Source organism: Bradyrhizobium sp. A5, assembly GCF_042076515.1.
In the GTDB taxonomy this organism is placed as follows: Bacteria; Pseudomonadota; Alphaproteobacteria; order Rhizobiales; family Xanthobacteraceae; genus Bradyrhizobium; species Bradyrhizobium cosmicum.
In genome coordinates this window covers 6,187,812-6,204,349 of the sequence record NZ_CP148990.1, presented here as the reverse complement: position 1 = coordinate 6,204,349, position 16,538 = coordinate 6,187,812, and the positions used below count along the sequence as shown (strand labels likewise).

The 16,538-nt window shown below is 64.8% G+C and carries 15 protein-coding genes and 1 pseudogene; 7 read left to right on the top strand and 9 right to left on the bottom strand.

Going from position 1 to position 16,538, the window contains the following annotated elements:
- Positions 1–2: 2 nt before the first annotated feature.
- Positions 3–596 carry a UbiX family flavin prenyltransferase gene (locus WHZ77_RS29500; RefSeq protein ID WP_375311161.1) on the bottom strand — a complete coding sequence of 198 codons (594 nt, stop codon included), beginning with the start codon at positions 594–596 and terminating at the stop codon, positions 3–5.
- Complete coding sequence (locus tag WHZ77_RS29495; RefSeq protein WP_375311160.1) at positions 593–2,116, bottom strand: UbiD family decarboxylase; 1,524 nt, start codon at positions 2,114–2,116, stop codon at positions 593–595. Before WHZ77_RS29495 ends, WHZ77_RS29500 begins: the two co-directional genes overlap by 4 nt.
- Before the next feature lie 99 nt (positions 2,117–2,215).
- Here WHZ77_RS29495 and WHZ77_RS29490 point away from each other — a divergent pair, with 99 nt between their 5' ends.
- From WHZ77_RS29490 to WHZ77_RS29480, 3 genes are read left to right on the top strand one after another with little or no spacing between them, the layout of a single operon-like run.
- Entirely contained in the window at positions 2,216–2,749 is a 534-nt protein-coding gene (locus WHZ77_RS29490) for an SCP2 domain-containing protein (RefSeq protein ID WP_375311159.1), read from the top strand.
- Positions 2,749–3,726 (top strand): peptidase U32 family protein, encoded by a 978-nt coding sequence (locus WHZ77_RS29485; protein WP_375314842.1) that lies wholly within the window; start codon positions 2,749–2,751, stop codon positions 3,724–3,726. The genes WHZ77_RS29490 and WHZ77_RS29485 overlap by 1 nt, the downstream gene beginning before the upstream one ends.
- A gap of 50 nt (positions 3,727–3,776) precedes the next feature.
- Positions 3,777–4,667 carry a U32 family peptidase gene (locus tag WHZ77_RS29480; protein WP_375314841.1) on the top strand — a complete coding sequence of 297 codons (891 nt, stop codon included), beginning with the start codon at positions 3,777–3,779 and terminating at the stop codon, positions 4,665–4,667.
- 11 nt (positions 4,668–4,678) lie between these two features.
- On the opposite strand, the gene WHZ77_RS29475 is transcribed toward WHZ77_RS29480, so the two are convergent.
- On the bottom strand, positions 4,679–5,770 hold the full coding sequence (locus WHZ77_RS29475; RefSeq protein ID WP_375311158.1) for an enolase C-terminal domain-like protein: 1,092 nt from the start codon (positions 5,768–5,770) through the stop codon (positions 4,679–4,681).
- 189 nt (positions 5,771–5,959) lie between these two features.
- Here WHZ77_RS29475 and WHZ77_RS29470 point away from each other — a divergent pair, with 189 nt between their 5' ends.
- Positions 5,960–7,522, top strand: a complete 1,563-nt coding sequence (locus tag WHZ77_RS29470) for an adenylate/guanylate cyclase domain-containing protein (protein WP_375311157.1) — start codon at positions 5,960–5,962, stop codon at positions 7,520–7,522.
- Positions 7,523–7,768: 246 nt separating this feature from the next.
- On the opposite strand, the gene WHZ77_RS29465 is transcribed toward WHZ77_RS29470, so the two are convergent.
- Positions 7,769–8,698: an alpha/beta hydrolase gene (locus tag WHZ77_RS29465; RefSeq protein ID WP_375314840.1), complete on the bottom strand. Its 930-nt coding sequence runs from the start codon at positions 8,696–8,698 to the stop codon at positions 7,769–7,771.
- A 524-nt stretch (positions 8,699–9,222) separates the two neighbouring features.
- Here WHZ77_RS29465 and WHZ77_RS29460 point away from each other — a divergent pair.
- Positions 9,223–9,498, top strand: coding sequence for a hypothetical protein (locus WHZ77_RS29460; protein ID WP_375311156.1), 276 nt, complete (start codon positions 9,223–9,225; stop codon positions 9,496–9,498).
- A 53-nt stretch (positions 9,499–9,551) separates the two neighbouring features.
- Entirely contained in the window at positions 9,552–11,702 is a 2,151-nt protein-coding gene (locus tag WHZ77_RS29455) for a methyl-accepting chemotaxis protein (RefSeq protein WP_375311155.1), read from the top strand.
- 53 nt (positions 11,703–11,755) lie between these two features.
- Here WHZ77_RS29455 and WHZ77_RS29450 read toward each other — a convergent pair whose 3' ends face one another.
- From WHZ77_RS29450 to WHZ77_RS29440, 3 genes are all read right to left on the bottom strand, one after another.
- Positions 11,756–12,736 (bottom strand): helix-turn-helix domain-containing protein, encoded by a 981-nt coding sequence (locus WHZ77_RS29450; RefSeq protein WP_375311154.1) that lies wholly within the window; start codon positions 12,734–12,736, stop codon positions 11,756–11,758.
- Positions 12,737–13,090: 354 nt separating this feature from the next.
- Positions 13,091–13,573, bottom strand: coding sequence for a hypothetical protein (locus WHZ77_RS29445; protein ID WP_375311153.1), 483 nt, complete (start codon positions 13,571–13,573; stop codon positions 13,091–13,093).
- A gap of 23 nt (positions 13,574–13,596) precedes the next feature.
- A complete protein-coding gene (locus WHZ77_RS29440; protein ID WP_375311152.1) occupies positions 13,597–14,001 on the bottom strand; it encodes a DUF3606 domain-containing protein in 405 nt (134 codons plus the stop codon).
- A gap of 273 nt (positions 14,002–14,274) precedes the next feature.
- Between WHZ77_RS29440 and WHZ77_RS29435 the strand changes: the two genes are divergently transcribed.
- Positions 14,275–14,415, top strand: coding sequence for a hypothetical protein (locus WHZ77_RS29435; RefSeq protein WP_008133926.1), 141 nt, complete (start codon positions 14,275–14,277; stop codon positions 14,413–14,415).
- On the opposite strand, the pseudogene WHZ77_RS29430 reads toward WHZ77_RS29435, so the two are convergent.
- Both WHZ77_RS29430 and WHZ77_RS29425 read right to left on the bottom strand, forming a co-directional pair.
- Positions 14,412–14,690: pseudogene (locus WHZ77_RS29430) on the bottom strand (sensor histidine kinase); the annotation flags it as partial. The gene WHZ77_RS29435 and the pseudogene WHZ77_RS29430 overlap by 4 nt on opposite strands.
- Before the next feature lie 161 nt (positions 14,691–14,851).
- Positions 14,852–16,474 (bottom strand): ABC transporter substrate-binding protein, encoded by a 1,623-nt coding sequence (locus WHZ77_RS29425; RefSeq protein ID WP_375311151.1) that lies wholly within the window; start codon positions 16,472–16,474, stop codon positions 14,852–14,854.
- Positions 16,475–16,538 lie beyond the last annotated feature (64 nt).

Sequence of the window (16,538 nt, the reverse complement as noted above, 5' to 3'; positions counted from 1 at the left end):
CTTCATCGACCGGCGGCGTGCCCATGCCATTGCAGCGCTGGCGCCGAGATGTCCGGCAAGCCCAGGAGATTGATGGCGCGGCAGGCGATCTGGTCGACGATGTCGGCCACCGACTCCGGCTTCAGGTAGAAGGCCGGCAGCGGCGGCGCGATGACCGCGCCGATCTCGGTGGCCTGTACCATCGCGCGGAGGTGGCCGAGATGCAGTGGGCTCTCGCGGACCAGCAGCACCAGACGCCGCCGTTCCTTGAGCTGCACGTCGGCGGCCCGCACGAGAAGATTGTCCAGCTGCCCGAAGGCAATGGCCGACAGCGTGCGGATCGAGCACGGCGCTACGACCATGCCGCTGACCGGAAACGAGCCGCTGGCGATGCTGGCGCCGATGTCCGAAGCCGCGTGCTGGCGAAAGGCGAGCGTGCGCAGCCGGGACAGTGCCTCGGCGCCGACTTCCTCGCTCAGCGTGCGCTCGGCCGCCGGTGAGACCACCAGATGCACGGCGCAGTGCGGATTCTCCGCCAGCCGCTCGACGATCCGCACGCCGATGGCCGCGCCCGAAGCACCGCTGATGCCGACGATCACGCCATGCCGCTCGCTCATGCGGGCTCGCCCGCGCGCATTCCGCCGAGGCCGAGCGCAGGCCATAGCGCATCAACTCTGGCGATCACGGCGGGATCCATCGCCATCGGCTCGCCCCACGCCCGCTCCGTCTCCGGTGGCATCTTCGTCGTGGCATCGATGCCGAGCTTGCCGCCAAGGCCGGATTTCGGTGAGGCGAAGTCGAGATAGTCGATCGGCGTGTCCGCGATCGTGACGAGATCGCGCGAGCTGTCGCTCCGCGTCGCCACCGCCCACATCACCTCGCGCCAGTCGCGAATGTCGATATCGTCGTCGACCACAATCAAGAGCTTGGTGTAGCTGAACTGCGGCAGCATCGACCACAGCCCCAGCATCAGACGCCGCGCCTGGCCAGGATAGCGCTTCTTGATCGATGCGATCGCGATCCGGTAGGAGCACGTCTCCGGCGGCAGCCAGCAGTCGGTGACCTCAGGGAATTGCTGCCGGATCAGCGGCACGAACAATCGGTTCAGGGCCTCGCCGATCCGGGATGGCTCGTCCGGCGCCCGGCCGGTGAAGGTCGACAGATAGATCGGCTGCTGGCGCAATGTGATTGCGGTGACCCGCAGCACCGGAAATTGCTCGACGGAATTGTAGTAGCCGGTGTGGTCGCCATAGGGACCTTCGGCGGCGGTGTCGGTGGCCGAGACGAAGCCCTCGATGACGATCTCCGCTCTGGCCGGGACTTCGAGCGGAACGGTGAGGCAGCGCGTCAGCTCTGGGCGGTCGCCGCGCAGGATGCCGGCGAAGCGCAGCTCGGAGATCGCCTCGGGCAGCGGCAGCACGGCGGCGAGAATGGTCGCGGGGTCGGCGCCGATGACGATCGCAACCGGCATGTCGCGCTTCTCCGCCTTCCATTGCTGATGGTGCCGGGCGCCGCCGCGATGGGCGAGCCAGCGGATGATGGCGCGGTCGCGGCCGAGGATCTGCATGCGATAGACGCCGACATTCTCCTCCTGATCCACGGTCGACGATTCCGGCGGGGCGGTGATGACCAGCGGCCAGGTGATCAACGGCGCGGGCTCGCCCGGCCAGCAGATCTGCGCCGGCAGTTTCGCCAAATCGATGTCGTCGCCCATCGCGACGCGATCCTGCACCGGCGCCGCGGCGCACGACCGCGGCCGGGTCGCAAGCGCGGCGCGGGCCAGCGGCAGCTTGCGCCATGCGTCACGAACGCCATGCGGAGGCCGCGGCGCGCGCAACTCGGCGAGCATCGCGCCGAGCTCGTCGAGCCGGTCGGGCGTGATGCCCATGCCCCACGCGATCCGTTCCACCGTGCCGAACAGGTTCGTCAGCAGCGGCATGCCGGATGGAACGCCGTCGGCCCTGACCGGCCGTTCGAACAATAATGCCGGGCCGTTCTCGGCAATGACGCGGCGGTGGATCTCGGTGATCTCGTGGACCACGGAGACCGGTTCGCGAATGCGTCGCAACTGTCCCTTGCCTTCGAGGAAGCGCACGAAGTCGGTCAGATCGCGAAAGCGCGGAACGTCACGTTGCAAGCGGGCAGCCTCCCGAAAAAGCGGAAGCTAGCCGGCGCGATTTCGGTCTTCCTTGTTCCCGCTCAAATACATTCGCGTGCAATCGGTTCAGATGACGCGATGACTCATCCGTCCGTTTCGTCCGGCCCATTGCCGGTCATTCCGCCGCTCCTCGCGCTCGCGATCCGGCCCTTGCCGCTGCTGCCGCTGCAACTCGTTCTCAGCGGCTTCCTCGCGCGCATCCTCCGGCGCCATCCCGGCCTGCTCGACAGGCTGGGGGATCATCGCCGCGCCCGGTTCGGGATCAGGCCGCTCGATCTGCCATTCGGCTTCATCGTCGAGGCCGCGCCGCCGCGACTTCAGGTGGTGCGCGAACTGCCGCAAGGCCTCGATGCCTATGTCTCCGCCTCGCTCGCGAATCTACTGGCGCTGGTCGAGGGCAGGGTGGATGGCGACGCGCTGATGTTCTCGCGCCAGCTCGGAATCGAAGGCGACATGGAGGCGGTCCTCGCCTTGCGCAACGCGATCGACGATGCCGGGCTCGATCTCGCCGCGGAGCTGGCATCCCTGTTCGGTCCGCTGGGCGAGCCGGCCAAGCGCTCGTTCGACATCGCGCGCGACCGGCTGACCGGCGCGTCCCGGGAGTCCATATGATGGAGCTGATCTGTCCCGCCGGGACGCCGGCCGCGCTGCGGAGCGCCATCGAGGCCGGCGCCGACGCCGTCTATTGCGGCTTCAACGATGAGACCAACGCGCGCAATTTTCCGGGGCTCAACTTCAGCCGTGACGAGCTGCGCAAGGGGATTGCGTTTGCCCACAGCCACGGCGCGCGCATCCTCGTCGCCATCAACACCTTTCCGCGCTCCGCGTCCGTGACGCTCTGGCAGCGCGCGGTGGACGATGCCGTCGATGCCGGTGCCGACGCGCTGATCGTCGCCGACATCGGCCTGATGGACTATGTCGCAAGCCGCCATCCGAGCCAGCGCCTGCATGTTTCGGTGCAGGCCGCGGCGGCAAACCCCGATGCCATCGCCTTCTATGTCGAGACCTTCGGGGCGCGCCGCGTCGTGCTGCCGCGCGTGCTCAGCGTTTCGGAGATCGCCGAAATCACCCGCGAGACGGCCTGCGAGACCGAAGTGTTCGTGTTCGGCGGCCTCTGCGTGATGGCCGAAGGGCGCTGCTCGCTGTCGTCCTATGCCACCGGGAAGTCGCCAAACATGCAGGGCGTCTGTTCGCCGGCGAGCCACGTGGCCTATGAGGAGACCACTGGGGGAACGACGTCCCGGCTCGGCGGCTTCACCATCAATCGCTTTGCTCCGCAGGAAGCCACGGGCTATCCGACCCTGTGCAAGGGCCGCTTCTCCACCGCGCATGGTGACGGCTATATCTTCGAGGATCCCGTCAGCCTCGATGCCACGACGCTGCTCGGCGGATTGCGAAGCGCCGGCGTCGCCGCGCTGAAGATCGAGGGGCGCCAGCGCGGACGGGCCTATATCGAGAGCGTGGTCCGTCACTTCCGCCGCGCGCTCGATACGCTGGAGGATGGAAACGAGGCTGATATCGTGAGCCTGAAGCCGTTCACCGAAGGCCAGGCCTCCACGCTCGGTGCCTATCGCAAGACGTGGCGATGAAGGATTTGGCGATGACCATGATCGGCTCGCCATCCATGAAGGAAATCCCGATGCAACTCAGTCTCGGCCCTGTCCTCTACAATTGGGCGCCGGAACGCTGGCGCGATTTCTACTTCCGGATCGCCGACGAGGCGCCGGTCGATGTCGTGTCCGTCGGCGAGATCGTGTGCTCGAAACGGTCGCCCTTCTTCGCGGAACATCTGCCTGACGTGATCGAACGCCTGCAACGGGCCGGCAAGCAGGTTTTGCTGGGCTCGCTGATCCTGGTGTCGCTGCGGCGCGAGCGGCGTCAGACCGAGGAAATGTGCACAGGTGACGACGCGCTGGTCGAGGTGAACGATCTGACCTGCCTCCGGTCGATCAAGGGCCGGCCGCACGCGATCGGGCCCTACGTCAACATCTACAACGAGACCAGCGCAGCTTTTCACGTCCGGCAAGGCGCCGCGCGCATCTGCCTGCCGCCCGAGCTGCCGATCTCCTCAGCGGCCGTGATCGCCGCCGCGCTCCCCCAGACCGTGATCGAGATATTTGCCTTCGGCCGGGTGCCGCTGGCGATCTCCGCGCGCTGCTACCACGCGCGGCTGCACAAGCTCTCCAAGGACAATTGCCGCTTCGTCTGCGAAAAAGACCCCGATGGCCTCGCGCTGAAGACACTGGACCAGCAGGATTTCCTGACCATCAACGGCGTTCAGACCCTGTCGCACGCCTGCACCAATCTCGTCGGCGACATCGCCGCGCTGCGCGAGGCCGGCATCGGCTCGCTGCGCCTGTCGCCGCAGGATTGCGACATGGTCGAGGTCGCAAAGACCTTTCGCGACGTGCTCGACGGGCGCAGGTCGGCCGAAGACGCAAACGTCCGCCTGTCCGGGCTCTATCCCGGCGTCGCCTTTGCCAACGGCTTCCTGCGCGGCCAGCCCGGCTTTTCCTTCGCGCGGGCCTAGCTCGGCAGGGATCAATTGACGAGATATGTCTTCACCGCCGCCTCGTCCCACGCGATCCCGTTGCCGGGCTCTTCGCTCGGCAGCGCAAAGCCGTCCTTGATCGTCAACCGTGTCGACAGCACCGCGTCGGCCCAGTCCACATATTCCAGCCAGTGCGCGGTTGGCGTCACGCAGAGCAGGTGCGCGCTGACCTCCGAGAACAGATGCGTCGACATCTCGATGCCGGCGGCGTGCGCGAGCGAGGCGGCACGGAGCCAGCCGGTGACGCCGCCGATGCGCTGAACGTCCGGCATCACGTAGTCGCAGGCCTCGGCGGCGAGTGCCGTCTGCATCGAGAAGGCGCTGTCGAAATTCTCGCCGATCTGGAGCGGCGTGCGCAGCGCGTCGGCGATCCGCGCGTTGCCGGCATAGTCGTCGTGGCGGATCGGCTCCTCGATCCAGCTCAGGCCCTCGTCCTCGAGCATCTCGCCGCGGCGGATTGCCTCGGTCACCGTCAGCGCCTGGTTGTAGTCGCACATCAGCGTCACACGATCGCCGACGGCCTTGCGCACCGCGCGCACGACGGCGAGGTCCTCGCGCGCATCAGGCCGACCGACCCGGATTTTTGCCGCCTGAAAGCCTTCGGCGAGCAGCTTGTGCGCTTCCTCCACCGCGGCGCCCGCCGGCATGATGCCGAGTCCTTTCGAGTTGTAAGCCTTGACCGGCTTTGGCGCGCCGCCGAGCAGGCGGGCGAGCGGCAGCCCCTTGCTGCGCGCCAGCGCATCCCATGCCGCCATGTCGACGCCGGACTGCGCCAGCCGCTGCAGTCCGGCGAGCCCGAGCAGGGTGAAGCGCTGGGTCAGCTTGCGCTCGATCTCGAACGGCAGCAGCTCGTCGCCGGCCAGCAGCTCTGACATTTCCGTGACCATCGCCGTCAATGGCTTCAAGGCCGAGGGCGTGATCGAGAACAGATAGGCATGCCCCGCGGGCCCCTGGTCGGTCTCGCAGTCGATCAGGACCAGCGGCGCCCTGACGACCGCGCCGGTCGAGGTCTGGAGCGGCAGATTCATCGGCACGATCACGGGGCGCGCGACGAAGCGCCTGATGCGGATGGTCTCGGTCATTTGGAGGATCTCCCGGCGGCGTGAGCGTTGGTCGATACCGATCTAGGACATTCGTCATGAAACGAAAAGGTGCTTGCCACGACCACCATAAAAGGGGGTTGCACGGGCGCGCGTTTCTTGGCTCTGTGCCGCCGCATGTTGTGCCGCAAAGCCCTGGACTTTGCGACAAAAACACGACGGAGCCACAGAGTGAAACAAGAGATCGTCGAAGAACAGCGCAAGAGCGGCCTGCTCACGGGAGCCGTGATCGCTTTCCTCCTGCTCGCTCTGCCGCTCGCGGTGTGGCTGGACCTGACCGAGCTCAGCAAGACAGCGCTGCGCCGGCAGGCGGTCGATCTCAATTCCGTCATCACCAGCGTGCGCAGCTATTACGCGTCCAACGTGGTCGGCCGCGTGCTCGCCAACCCTGGCGGCACGACAAAGGTCGTCCACAATTACGAATCCGTCCCCGGCGCGATCCCGATCCCGGCGACGCTGTCGCTCGAGCTCGGGCGGGTGATCGGCGCGCAGCAGGAAAACATCACCTACCGCTTCGTATCGGACTTCCCGTTCCAGAACCGCGCCCCGCACCAGCTCGACAAGTTCGAGAAGGACGCGCTCGATGTCCTTCGCAAGGACCCCGAGCAGAAGATCGTCGAGACCGAGACCTCGCTGTTCAACGACAAGGTCCGCCTGGTCGCGCCCGTCATGATGGGGCCGGCCTGCGTCAGCTGTCACAACAGCCACCCCGAAAGCCCCAAGAAGGACTGGAAGGTCGGCGACGTCAGGGGCATCCAGGAGGTGATCATCGCGCAGCCGATCGCTGCCAACATCTTCTCCTTCAAGTTCCTGCTGGCCTATTTCCTGATCGCCGCCGGCAGCGGCCTGTCGTTCCTCTCGCTGCAGCGCCGCCAGGCCAGCCGCATCAAGGGCATGAACAGGGAGCTGGAATCCGCCAACGACTTCCTAGCCTCGCTCTCGATGAAGATCTCGCGCTACATCCCGCCGCAGGTCTACAAGAGCATCTTCAGCGGCCAGAAGGACGTCACCATCCACACCGAGCGCAAGAAGCTCACCATCTTCTTCTCCGACATCCAGAACTTCACCGCGACCGCCGAGCGGCTTCAGCCTGAATTGTTGACCCAGCTCCTGAACGAATATTTCACGGAGATGTCGGCGATCGCCCATGACTATGGCGGCACCATCGACAAGTTCATCGGCGACGCCATGCTGATCTTCTTCGGCGACCCCGAGACCAGGGGCGATCGCGCCGATGCGCAGGCCTGTCTCCAGATGGCCTGGCGCATGCAGCACCGCCTCACCGAGCTCAATGCGAAGTGGCGCGCCTCCGGCATCGAGCTGCCGTTCAAGGCCCGCATCGGCATCAATTCCGGCTATTGCAATGTCGGCAATTTCGGCAGCAGCGACCGCATGGATTATACGATCATCGGCGCAGAGGCCAACCTTGCCGCGCGCCTGCAATCGATCGCCGAGCCCGGCGGCATCGTGATGAGCTACGAGACCTTTGCGCTGGTCAGCGACATCGTCCGCGCCCACGCGCTGCCAGCGATCACGATGAAAGGCATCAGCCGCGAGGTCATTCCCTATTCGGTGGATGCGCTGAACGATGCGATGGCCGAGAAAAGCGGCGTCATCACCGAGCGCGCACCGGGCCTCGAGCTCTATCTCGACCCGGCGATGGTGAAGTCAGGTGATGCGGCGCGGGTGCGCTCGCTGCTGGAGAGCGCACTGGCTGCGCTGAAGCCGGCGTGAGGAAGTACCTCCGCAGCCGCTTTCTGATCGAGAGAGTCCCCGTGTGGCACCCCTCTCCCTAACCCTCCCCCACAAGGGGGGAGGGAACGCATTCGTGCGTGTGGCTGGTTCAAGGTGCTGAAAATCGGCTTTGAGTTGTGGGCCCAGCTTCCACTCCGCTCCCTCCCCCCTTGTGGGGGAGGGCGGGGGAGAGGGGTGGCCCAGCAAACGGTGGAAGTTGGTCGCCGCGCCGCCGCCAACAAACCGCTACGGCAGCCCCCGCGCCTCCAACTGCTTCACCAGCAGCAGCGTCGGCTCGGCAAGACTGTCGCCGGAGCCATCGAGCCCGAACGCGCCGGCGATGCCGTCGCGGCTGCGCAGCAGCGCGGCGCGCGGGCAGTGGCCGGCGCCGCAGAGCGTCTTCTTCAGGGTCTCGCCCTGTGCCACGACACCGGCGGCATCGTCCGACGCCCAGGCAAGCACGATCGGCACGTCGACGTTGAGGATGCCGGGAAACACCGAGCGCTTGTCATACTGACCTGCATCAGTGCCAAGATAAGCCTTCACACTGTCGCTCGCGTCCTTGCTGGCGCGATAGAACCCGGATACCAGCACCACGCCCGCGACGTCGGCGCGGTCGGTCTGGAACTCGGGATGCGCGAGCAGGGTGGCGACATGGAACGCGCCGGCGCCATAGCCGATCGCGACGATCTCGCGGGCATCGCCGTTGAACAGGTCGATATTGCCGTGCACCCAGGACAGCGCCGCCGCCACGTCGGTTGCACCGGCAGGCCAGGCCGCCGAGGGCGCCAGCCGATAGTTGACGCGGACCCCGATCATGTCGTTGCGCGCGGCAAAGCACATGACCTGGTCCTGAATCTCGCGCGACAAGTCTGGTGCGGCGAGGTCGCCGGTGAAGGTGTCGCCGGCCACGAACAGCAGCACCGGCCGCGGCGTGTCCGCCTTGGTCGCGCTGGCGGCGACGTCGAGCACATTGGCCTCGCTCTCACCGTAGCGCAGGCCGCGCGAGAAGGTGACCTGCTCGCACAGCCGCGCGGTGCCGCCGGCGGTCGTATCGGAATCGGTGAGGCCTGTCAGGACGAGATCGGAGGGCGCAGCCAGCCGTGCCGGCACCGGACCATGCGCGGAGGCCGCCGTAACGGTCAGAACAAGGAATAAGACGAGATAGCGTTTCATCATGCTGGTGTCGGCCCTGCCACCAATATCGATCAGCGCTTACGACCTGTCTTGTCAAATCGCCTCTTTATTGATCGGGCGTGAGGCGATTTCGCGGCACCCAGGCTGGTCCCATAACGCGGAGCGCGCGCGCTATGGCCTCCAGCCTTGGCCGGCCGAGGGCGGAGCGGTGCCCCCTGGCGATGCGGTTCCGGCGGCGCGGATATTGCCGGGCTGTCGATCCCTTCACGTCTGCCGATGATGAACACCGTAGCCATACGGACGCTCGTCCGCGGTAGCCGGTTTTGACGGCAGCGGTATCGCGGAGGGGAAACTCGAGCCACATCACCGGTCGCGTTGCCTGTTTTCGATAGGGTTATTATCCCTGCGTTAGAAAAGCGATCCCGATACCGCGAAGCATCATAGTCAGCTTAACGCGCGTGTCAGAATCCGGCCAGAGTGTCGTGGATCGGTCAAATACAGTGATAACTCGACTCGGCTACTAGCGAAGCCGCCGGCCGGATCTTTCGCCACGGGAGCGCTGCATGTCGAACGTCATCCAATTCTGCTCTAAGCGAAGCGACCCCGACAGGCCGGGCGAGCGCCGCGATTTGTCCACCGGGATCAAGTCGGCGGCGTTGCGCGCCAGCGCCCGTGATGCGCTCAGCCTGCTGGCGGGTCAGTTTGAGCTAGCCATCGAGCATGCGCGCGCCATCGAGCCGCAAATTCACGATCCGAGGAAGCGTCAAGAGTTTTCCGATCAGGTCGATTTCGCCCAGCGGCTGCTGGATGTCGCCCACCTCAAGATCCTGATGCTCTAGCAGCATTGCTCCCCCAGTCTTGCCCACGTCCTCCATCGCCGGAAAGATGAACCATGCGTACCAATTTGCCTGTCACTGCCACCGAGTACCCGCTTACGGACGAGACGATGATCGTCTCGAAGACCGATCTCAAGGGCAAGCTGACCTACTTCAACGACCAGTTCGTCGAAGCGTCGGGCTTCACGGAGCAGGAGCTGGCCGGACAGCCCCACAACATCGTGCGGCACCCGGACATGCCGCCTGAAGCCTTCGGCAATCTCTGGGAGACATTGAAAGCCGGCAAGCCGTGGGCGGGCGCCGTCAAGAACCGCCGCAAGAACGGCGGCTTCTACTGGGTGCAGGCGAGCGCGACGCCGATCTGGGAGGGCGGGCAGGTGGTCGGCTACATGTCGATCCGGACCAAATTGCCTTCGGACCAGCGAGAAGAAGCTGAACGCGTCTATGCGGCGATCCGCGACAAGAAGGCCAGTGCCTACAAGATCGAAGCCGGCATCATCCGCAAACGTTCGTTGTTCGATGTGCTTTCCCCGTTCACGCGATCCCTGAAAGCGCGGCTCGCCACGATGGTAGGCATCCTGTCGGTCGGCATGCTGATCATCGGCGCCCTAGGTCTCGTCGGGATGAGCCAGATTAATCAGCGAGCCAAGTCGATCTACGAGGACCGATCGGTTCCGCTGGCCCAGCTCTTCGAGATCAACGACCGCATGAAGGACGATTCGCTCATCCTGCTGCGTGCGGCCATCGAGGGCCGCAACGGGCCGGAGTTCTCCAGCGTTCAAAGCGTTGTCTCTGCCAACATAGAGAGGATCGCCAAGCTGTGGTCGGACTATATGGCCACATATCTTACGCCGGAGGAGAAATCGGTCGCGGATTCATTCGTGCCGAAGCGGATCGAGTATGTCGAGCGCGGTCTCAAACCGGCCCTCGGGATGCTGTCGGATCGCAAATATGACGAACTGAATGCTCATTTGACCGGCAAGCTTGCCGAGCTGTTCAAGGCTGCCAAGACGGACATGGACCGGCTGGTCGCGATCCAGGTCGACGAAGCAAAGGTGGAGTACGAAGCGGCGGAACGGTCGTTCCTGACCGCAAACGTGACTGCGATTGCCGCAATGTCTCTCGGGCTTCTCTTCGCCGTTCTGCTTTCCATAGCCACGGTCCGCGCCATCACGAGACCCCTGGCGCATTTGAACGACGTTCTGTCGCGGATCGGGCAAGGACTGTTCAACACGCGCGTCAATGTCGAGCGTGATGACGAGGCGGGGGTGGCGTTGCGCGGTCTTCAGGCGGTTCAGGCCAAGCTCGGCTTCGATCGCGAGGCGCAGCGAGACCTCGAACGCCGCGCGGTCGACCAGCGCCGGACCGACATGCACAGACTGGCCGGCGAGTTCGAAGCTGCCGTGGGCGACATCATCGAAACGGTTGCCTCCGCCGCGACCGAGCTTGAGGCGGCGGCGGGGACGCTGACCAACACCGCTGAGTCGACGCAGCAGCTTTCGATCGCGGTCGCGGCAGCGTCCGAGGAGGCATCGACCAACGTCCAGTCGGTCGCGTCCGCGACCGAGGAGATGTCATCATCGGTGACGGAAATCAGCCATCGCGTTCAGGATTCCGCCAGGATGGCGGCCGAGGCGGTCAGTCAGGCCCGCCAGACCAACGACCGGGTCAGCGAATTGTCGCGCGCCGCCACCCGGATCGGCGATGTCGTCGAACTCATCAGCAATATCGCCGGGCAGACCAACCTGCTGGCACTGAACGCCACCATCGAAGCGGCGCGCGCAGGCGATGCCGGCCGCGGCTTTGCCGTCGTGGCGGCAGAAGTCAAGGCGCTGGCCGAGCAGACCGCCAAGGCCACCGGCGAGATCAGCCAGCAGATTGGCGCTATCCAGATGGCGACGAAGGAGTCCGTGACGGCGATCGAGGTGATCGGCGGAACGATCGGCAGTCTTTCCGAGATAGCGGCGGCGGTTGCCGCAGCCGTCGAAGAACAGGGCGCCGCGACCCAGGAGATTTCGCGCAACGTGCAGCAGGCTGCGAAAGGTACACAGGACGTGTCCTCGAACATCACCGACGTGCAGCGGGGTGCCTCGGAAACAGGGTCGGCATCTTCACAGGTGCTGTCCTCGGCCCAGTCGTTGTCGATCGAGAGCAACCGGCTGAAGGCGGAGGTCGACAAGTTCCTGGTGACCGTGCGCGCGGCCTGATCGCGCCTGCCCGACGACGGCCCGGCCGCAGCGAACGGACGTCGCCGCGGCCGCTACCGTGACGACCGCGCGCGCTTCAGCGTTTCAGACGGAAGCTCGCCATGAAGCCGCAGATAGTCCGAGGCGAAACGCCCGATGTTCTGGAAGCCGCAGCGAAGAGCGGCGCCCGTCACGGTGGTCGTTGCCGCCGGAGATCGCAGCAGCTCGGCGGCCCGCCGCAGCCGGACCCGTTTCGCGAACTGGGCGGGAGATCCCTTGCCGGCCCGTGCGAACTCGCGAAACACGGTACGAACGTTGACGTTCGCGACGCCTGCGATCTCCTCCAGATCGATCGGTCGGTTCCAATTGGCCTCGATGAAGGCCTCGACCTTGTCGACGACGTTACGCCCGGCACCGCGCGGTTCGCGCCTGAGCAGATCGGCAAAGTTGTGCTCGTGGGCCAGCAGAAATCTCACGATGAGATCGCGCTCGAGTTCGGCCTTGGCAAGCGGAGAATATTGATCGGCAAACGTCTCCAGCTCCTCGGCGAGATGGAAGACCTGACGCCGGAGGAACGACATGCTGGACGGGTTCGGATCGCATTCGGACAATTCCAGCCGCCTGTCACTTGCGTCGCCGGTGATCGCTTTGATGGTGCGCTCGAGCGCCGGCACATCGATCCGCAGGACCAACTGCCGATAGTCCTCGCCGAACTCCAGTCGCAGCCTGGAGTTTCCGGAGACGACGGGTGTCCAGGCACCGATTGAACCGCTTCCGTGCGACGTGGTGAAGTTTGCCCTGCCGTGGATGGAGAAGAACTGCCGCACGAAGCTCGCCTCGGGATACGTCACCGAGACCGGACAATCGTAGGAGCAGTAGCCCAGACCGACGGCCGTCAGCTTGGCGTAGTTGGCCTGGATTCCGAAGCTGCCAGGCCCCTTGTCGAAGCCATCTGCGCCGTAAACGCTGAACAGACGGTCGCGTGCGAACTCGCTGTCGTGCGAATGCACGGCCTCATACTTATCCAGATAAATGATGTCACCCGAACCCGGCAAACGAAGCCCCCGAAACTAGAAACTAAATTTACGCATCCATCGCGACAGTGCCACCAATCTCGAATTGCATTGTCTGCCCGACGCGTCGCTGCGTTGGACGCGCACGGCATCCGTTCGGATCGCGCCCGTCTGGCGCATATCGGAAATCGGCAAATGGCAATGTGGATGTGATCTGGCCGATTTCGAACTGGGGTGAGCGCCTGGCACGCGTCTTTTAATTCCGCGCGGCCGGTATTCGTCTACACGTGGAGCGCTCGGGATTTCAGCGCCGAGTCTGCACTGGCGGTGTCGCCTGGCGATCATCTTCCGCCAGCGCGGCGCTGTTGCTCCCGCCGCAAGCCTTGTTGCCCTCGATTAATTCCCCGGCTGGAACGTGCAGTCTGCCCCGCTGCCGTCCTTCCGTCTGATCGCATTGGGGTCGATCGTGCAGCTCAGCTTGCTCAGGCTCTCGAAATTCGATCCCGCCGCTCCGTCAGGCGGAACGCCAGCCAGTGCTTCGGTCGCAAAGATCTCGTTGGCCGTCGAGCCGTTGACGGTCCTGGTCTTCTTGCCGAAGGTCACTTCGCAGCTGCGCAACGTGATATCGACATTGCCGTTGCGGCAGACGATCCTGTCAGCGGTCACCACGATCGGCTTCTTGTAGGGGATGTCGGCATTGGCGGCGAACAGCATCGCTACCGCTTTCTTCTCGGCGCCGGTCAGGTTCGGCGACAGCGGCGCGATCACGCCCGCGAGCGCCAGCGCCGTCGAGCCCGAGACCTTTGCAGGTGTGGCGCCCGAGGCGGAGGCGGCCCCGACAATGAGGGCGCTGGCGAGGATCAGTCGGACGGACGTCATTTTGCCTCCGCAGAGCTGCGAGCTCAGGCCTTTGTCTTCGGCTTGCTCACCCTCCTGGTGGTCTTTTTGGCCTTTTTCTTCTTTGCCGCCTTTTGCGCCGCAAGATAGGCCTCGACCTTTTTCGAGGAATGGCCGGCCGCGGCGACGGCGGCCTTCAGCTTGGCCGGCGTGATCTTGAATTTCTTCGACCAGTAGCGGACCTCGTAGGCTTCGCTGAGCGCGATCCGGCTCTTGTCGGAAGCACGGTGCTTCTGGAGCTTGATGTAGTCCTCGACCTTCCTGGCGGAGCGGCCGACCTTCTTGACGGCGTATTTCAGCTTGGCCGGCGTCACCTTGAACTTCTTCGACCAGTAGGCAACCTCGTATGTCTCGGTGAGCGCAATCAGCGCCCGATCCGCTCCGCCCCGCTTTGCCTTGTCGTCGGCCATGCGTCCCTCCCGCCCTCGATTGCGTCGGTCAGTCTAGCACGCAACCGGATTCGGAGCGCAAGCCGCGAGCCGCCGCGGTCATTGCGCCAGGCGGCCGCTTTGCACCGGTGACGCAAGCATTTGGGAGGGGTGACCCCGCCTCGGCAGCGAGGTGGCCGTCTACTGTGCATGGGGTTGTTTTCGCTGTTTTTGTGTCCTCGCATGTCCGTGATGGAACCTTTCGCCGGCTGAAGCGACTTATCCATGACACGGGGAAACACGTGCGAGGCAGTCATGGCACACAAGCATACCGCCGATCCCACTGAGATCATGCGGGCGACCGGTCATCCTGAACTGGAATACGCCGCCGGCTGGACCATCGCCGGTCTGGTCACCATCGGCACCATCGTCGCGGCCTGGGTGTTTGCGATCTAGGCCGCCGGAAACTGCAGTTCGAAGGCCGCGCCCTCGTCGGTGGGCTTGAGACTGATCGAGCCGCCATGGCTCGCCATCACCGCGCGCGCGATCGCGAGCCCCATCCCGGTGCCGCCCTGGTCGCGGCGGGTGGTGAAGAAAGCATCGAAGATCCGGTCGCGGTTCGGCGCCGAGATCGGCTCGCCATCGTTGCTCGCCGTCAGCAGCAAGGTCGTCCGCGCGTCCACCGCCTCCAACCTGATCGACCGCGCCTTGTGCCGCACCGCGTTGTCGGCGGCGCGCAGCTCTACCGGGTCTTCCAATGCGCACTGGAAGGATCGCGGCAAGGCAAGCTCGACGCGGCGATGCTGCGCGCGAGCGAGGCGCGGCTGCAACGGGGCTCTCCGAGCGAGCAGGCGCGAGCCACGTCCAGCGTCGTGCACGTCGTCGACAAGAATCAGCCCTTCGCGAACTGACGGTAGTCCGGCTCACGGTGAAACCAAAACTCGTAGCCGCTGACGGCCTTCTGCATGGCGACGTCGTGGATCGGCTGGTTGAGCGGAACGACGGGAACGTCGCGCATGCAGAGCGCGATGAAATCCTTCACGGCCTTGTCGTACTCGGCCGCATCCGCGCTGAACCGCGCCTTGTCGATCAGCGCGTCCATCTCCTTGTTCTGGTAGGAGGAGATGTTGAAGATCGAATTGTTGCCGTGGAAATTCCAGTAGAAGTAATATTCGGGATAGTCGAGCCAGCCGCTGAAGCGGCTGAGCGCGAGCGGCAACTCCTTCTTGTTCAGCGTCGTGCGCCAGTTCGCGCCGGGGATTTTTTCGATCGACACCTTGATACCGATTTTTGCAAGACTCTCCTGGATCAGGATCGCGGTCGGCTCGCCGACGGTCGCTGTACCGGTGTCGAGCGACAGCGTCGTTTCAAGTCCGGACTCGAAGCCTGCCTCTTTCATCAGGGCCTTGGCCTTGTCGAGATCGGTGACATAGGGAGATGGCTGCGGCCAGACCGGCTTTGAAACCTCTGGAGCTCCGCCATACATCGGAACGGCTCGGCCAAAGAACGCGCTGCTCTGGATCTGCTCGTAGGGCATTGCCCAGGCGATGGCCTGGCGCAGCTTCACATTGTCGAACGGCGGCTTCGCGGTGTTCAGCGCCACGCACCAGAGCGCGTTCGGTATCGGCACGCCCGAGACCTTGACCTTGCCCTCTTTGATGATCTGCTCGAAGTCGCGCGGCGCAAAGCCGCTGGAGAGATCCGCATCGCCCCGCTCCAGCATGGCGCGACGCGTGCCGGCGGAGGGCACGTCGCGCGCGATCACGCGTTTGACCTTCGGCAGCGGTCCGCTCTTCCAGTCGTCGAAACGCGTCAGCACGGTCTCGCTGCCGGGCTTCCAGCTCTCGATCCTGTATGCGCCGCCACCGGCCTCGTTGGTCCTGAGCCACGCCAGCGCCCATGGGTCTTCCGCGGTCGCATTCTTCTTCGCAAGTTCGGAGTTGATGATGAATGGCACGACGACAGCGACATTGAACAGCAGCATCTTGTCCTTGCGGACATAGTCGATGCGGAAGGTGTGGTCGTCGACAACGACGAACTGCTCGGGCTTTTCCAGCGATCCCGCCGACATCTGGAAGGTCGGAAAGCCACCGACCTTCACCGCGCGGTCGAACGACCATTTGACGTCCTTCGCGGTCACCGGCGCGCCGTCGTGGAATTTTGCGTCCTTCCGCAATTTGAAAGTGCACGACATGCCGTCGACGGCGACCTCCCAGCTTTCGGCGAGTTCAGGCGCGAGCTTTTCTCGGTCGTAGGACACCGTGCCGTCGGGCAATGTCTTGGAAGCGTAGGAGAGCAGGCGGTCGTAGCAATTCCAGGACAGGCCGTTCACGGTCTGGTTGGAGCCGACGCCCTGCATGTCGAGCGAGTTCGGCCCCAGCTCCTGCACCACCAGCAGCGTCTCCGCGCGCCCCTGCGCAGAGGCGAAGCGCGGCGCGACCGCCGTCATTCCGGCGATGCCGAGGCCGCCGAGCATGACGCGGCGACGATTCATACCGGAAGATGATGCGCTCATCGCTGCCTCCTCAGGAGAAACTCGGGATACGAGGAGGCAAGGGGCATGCCACGACGAGCGTGCA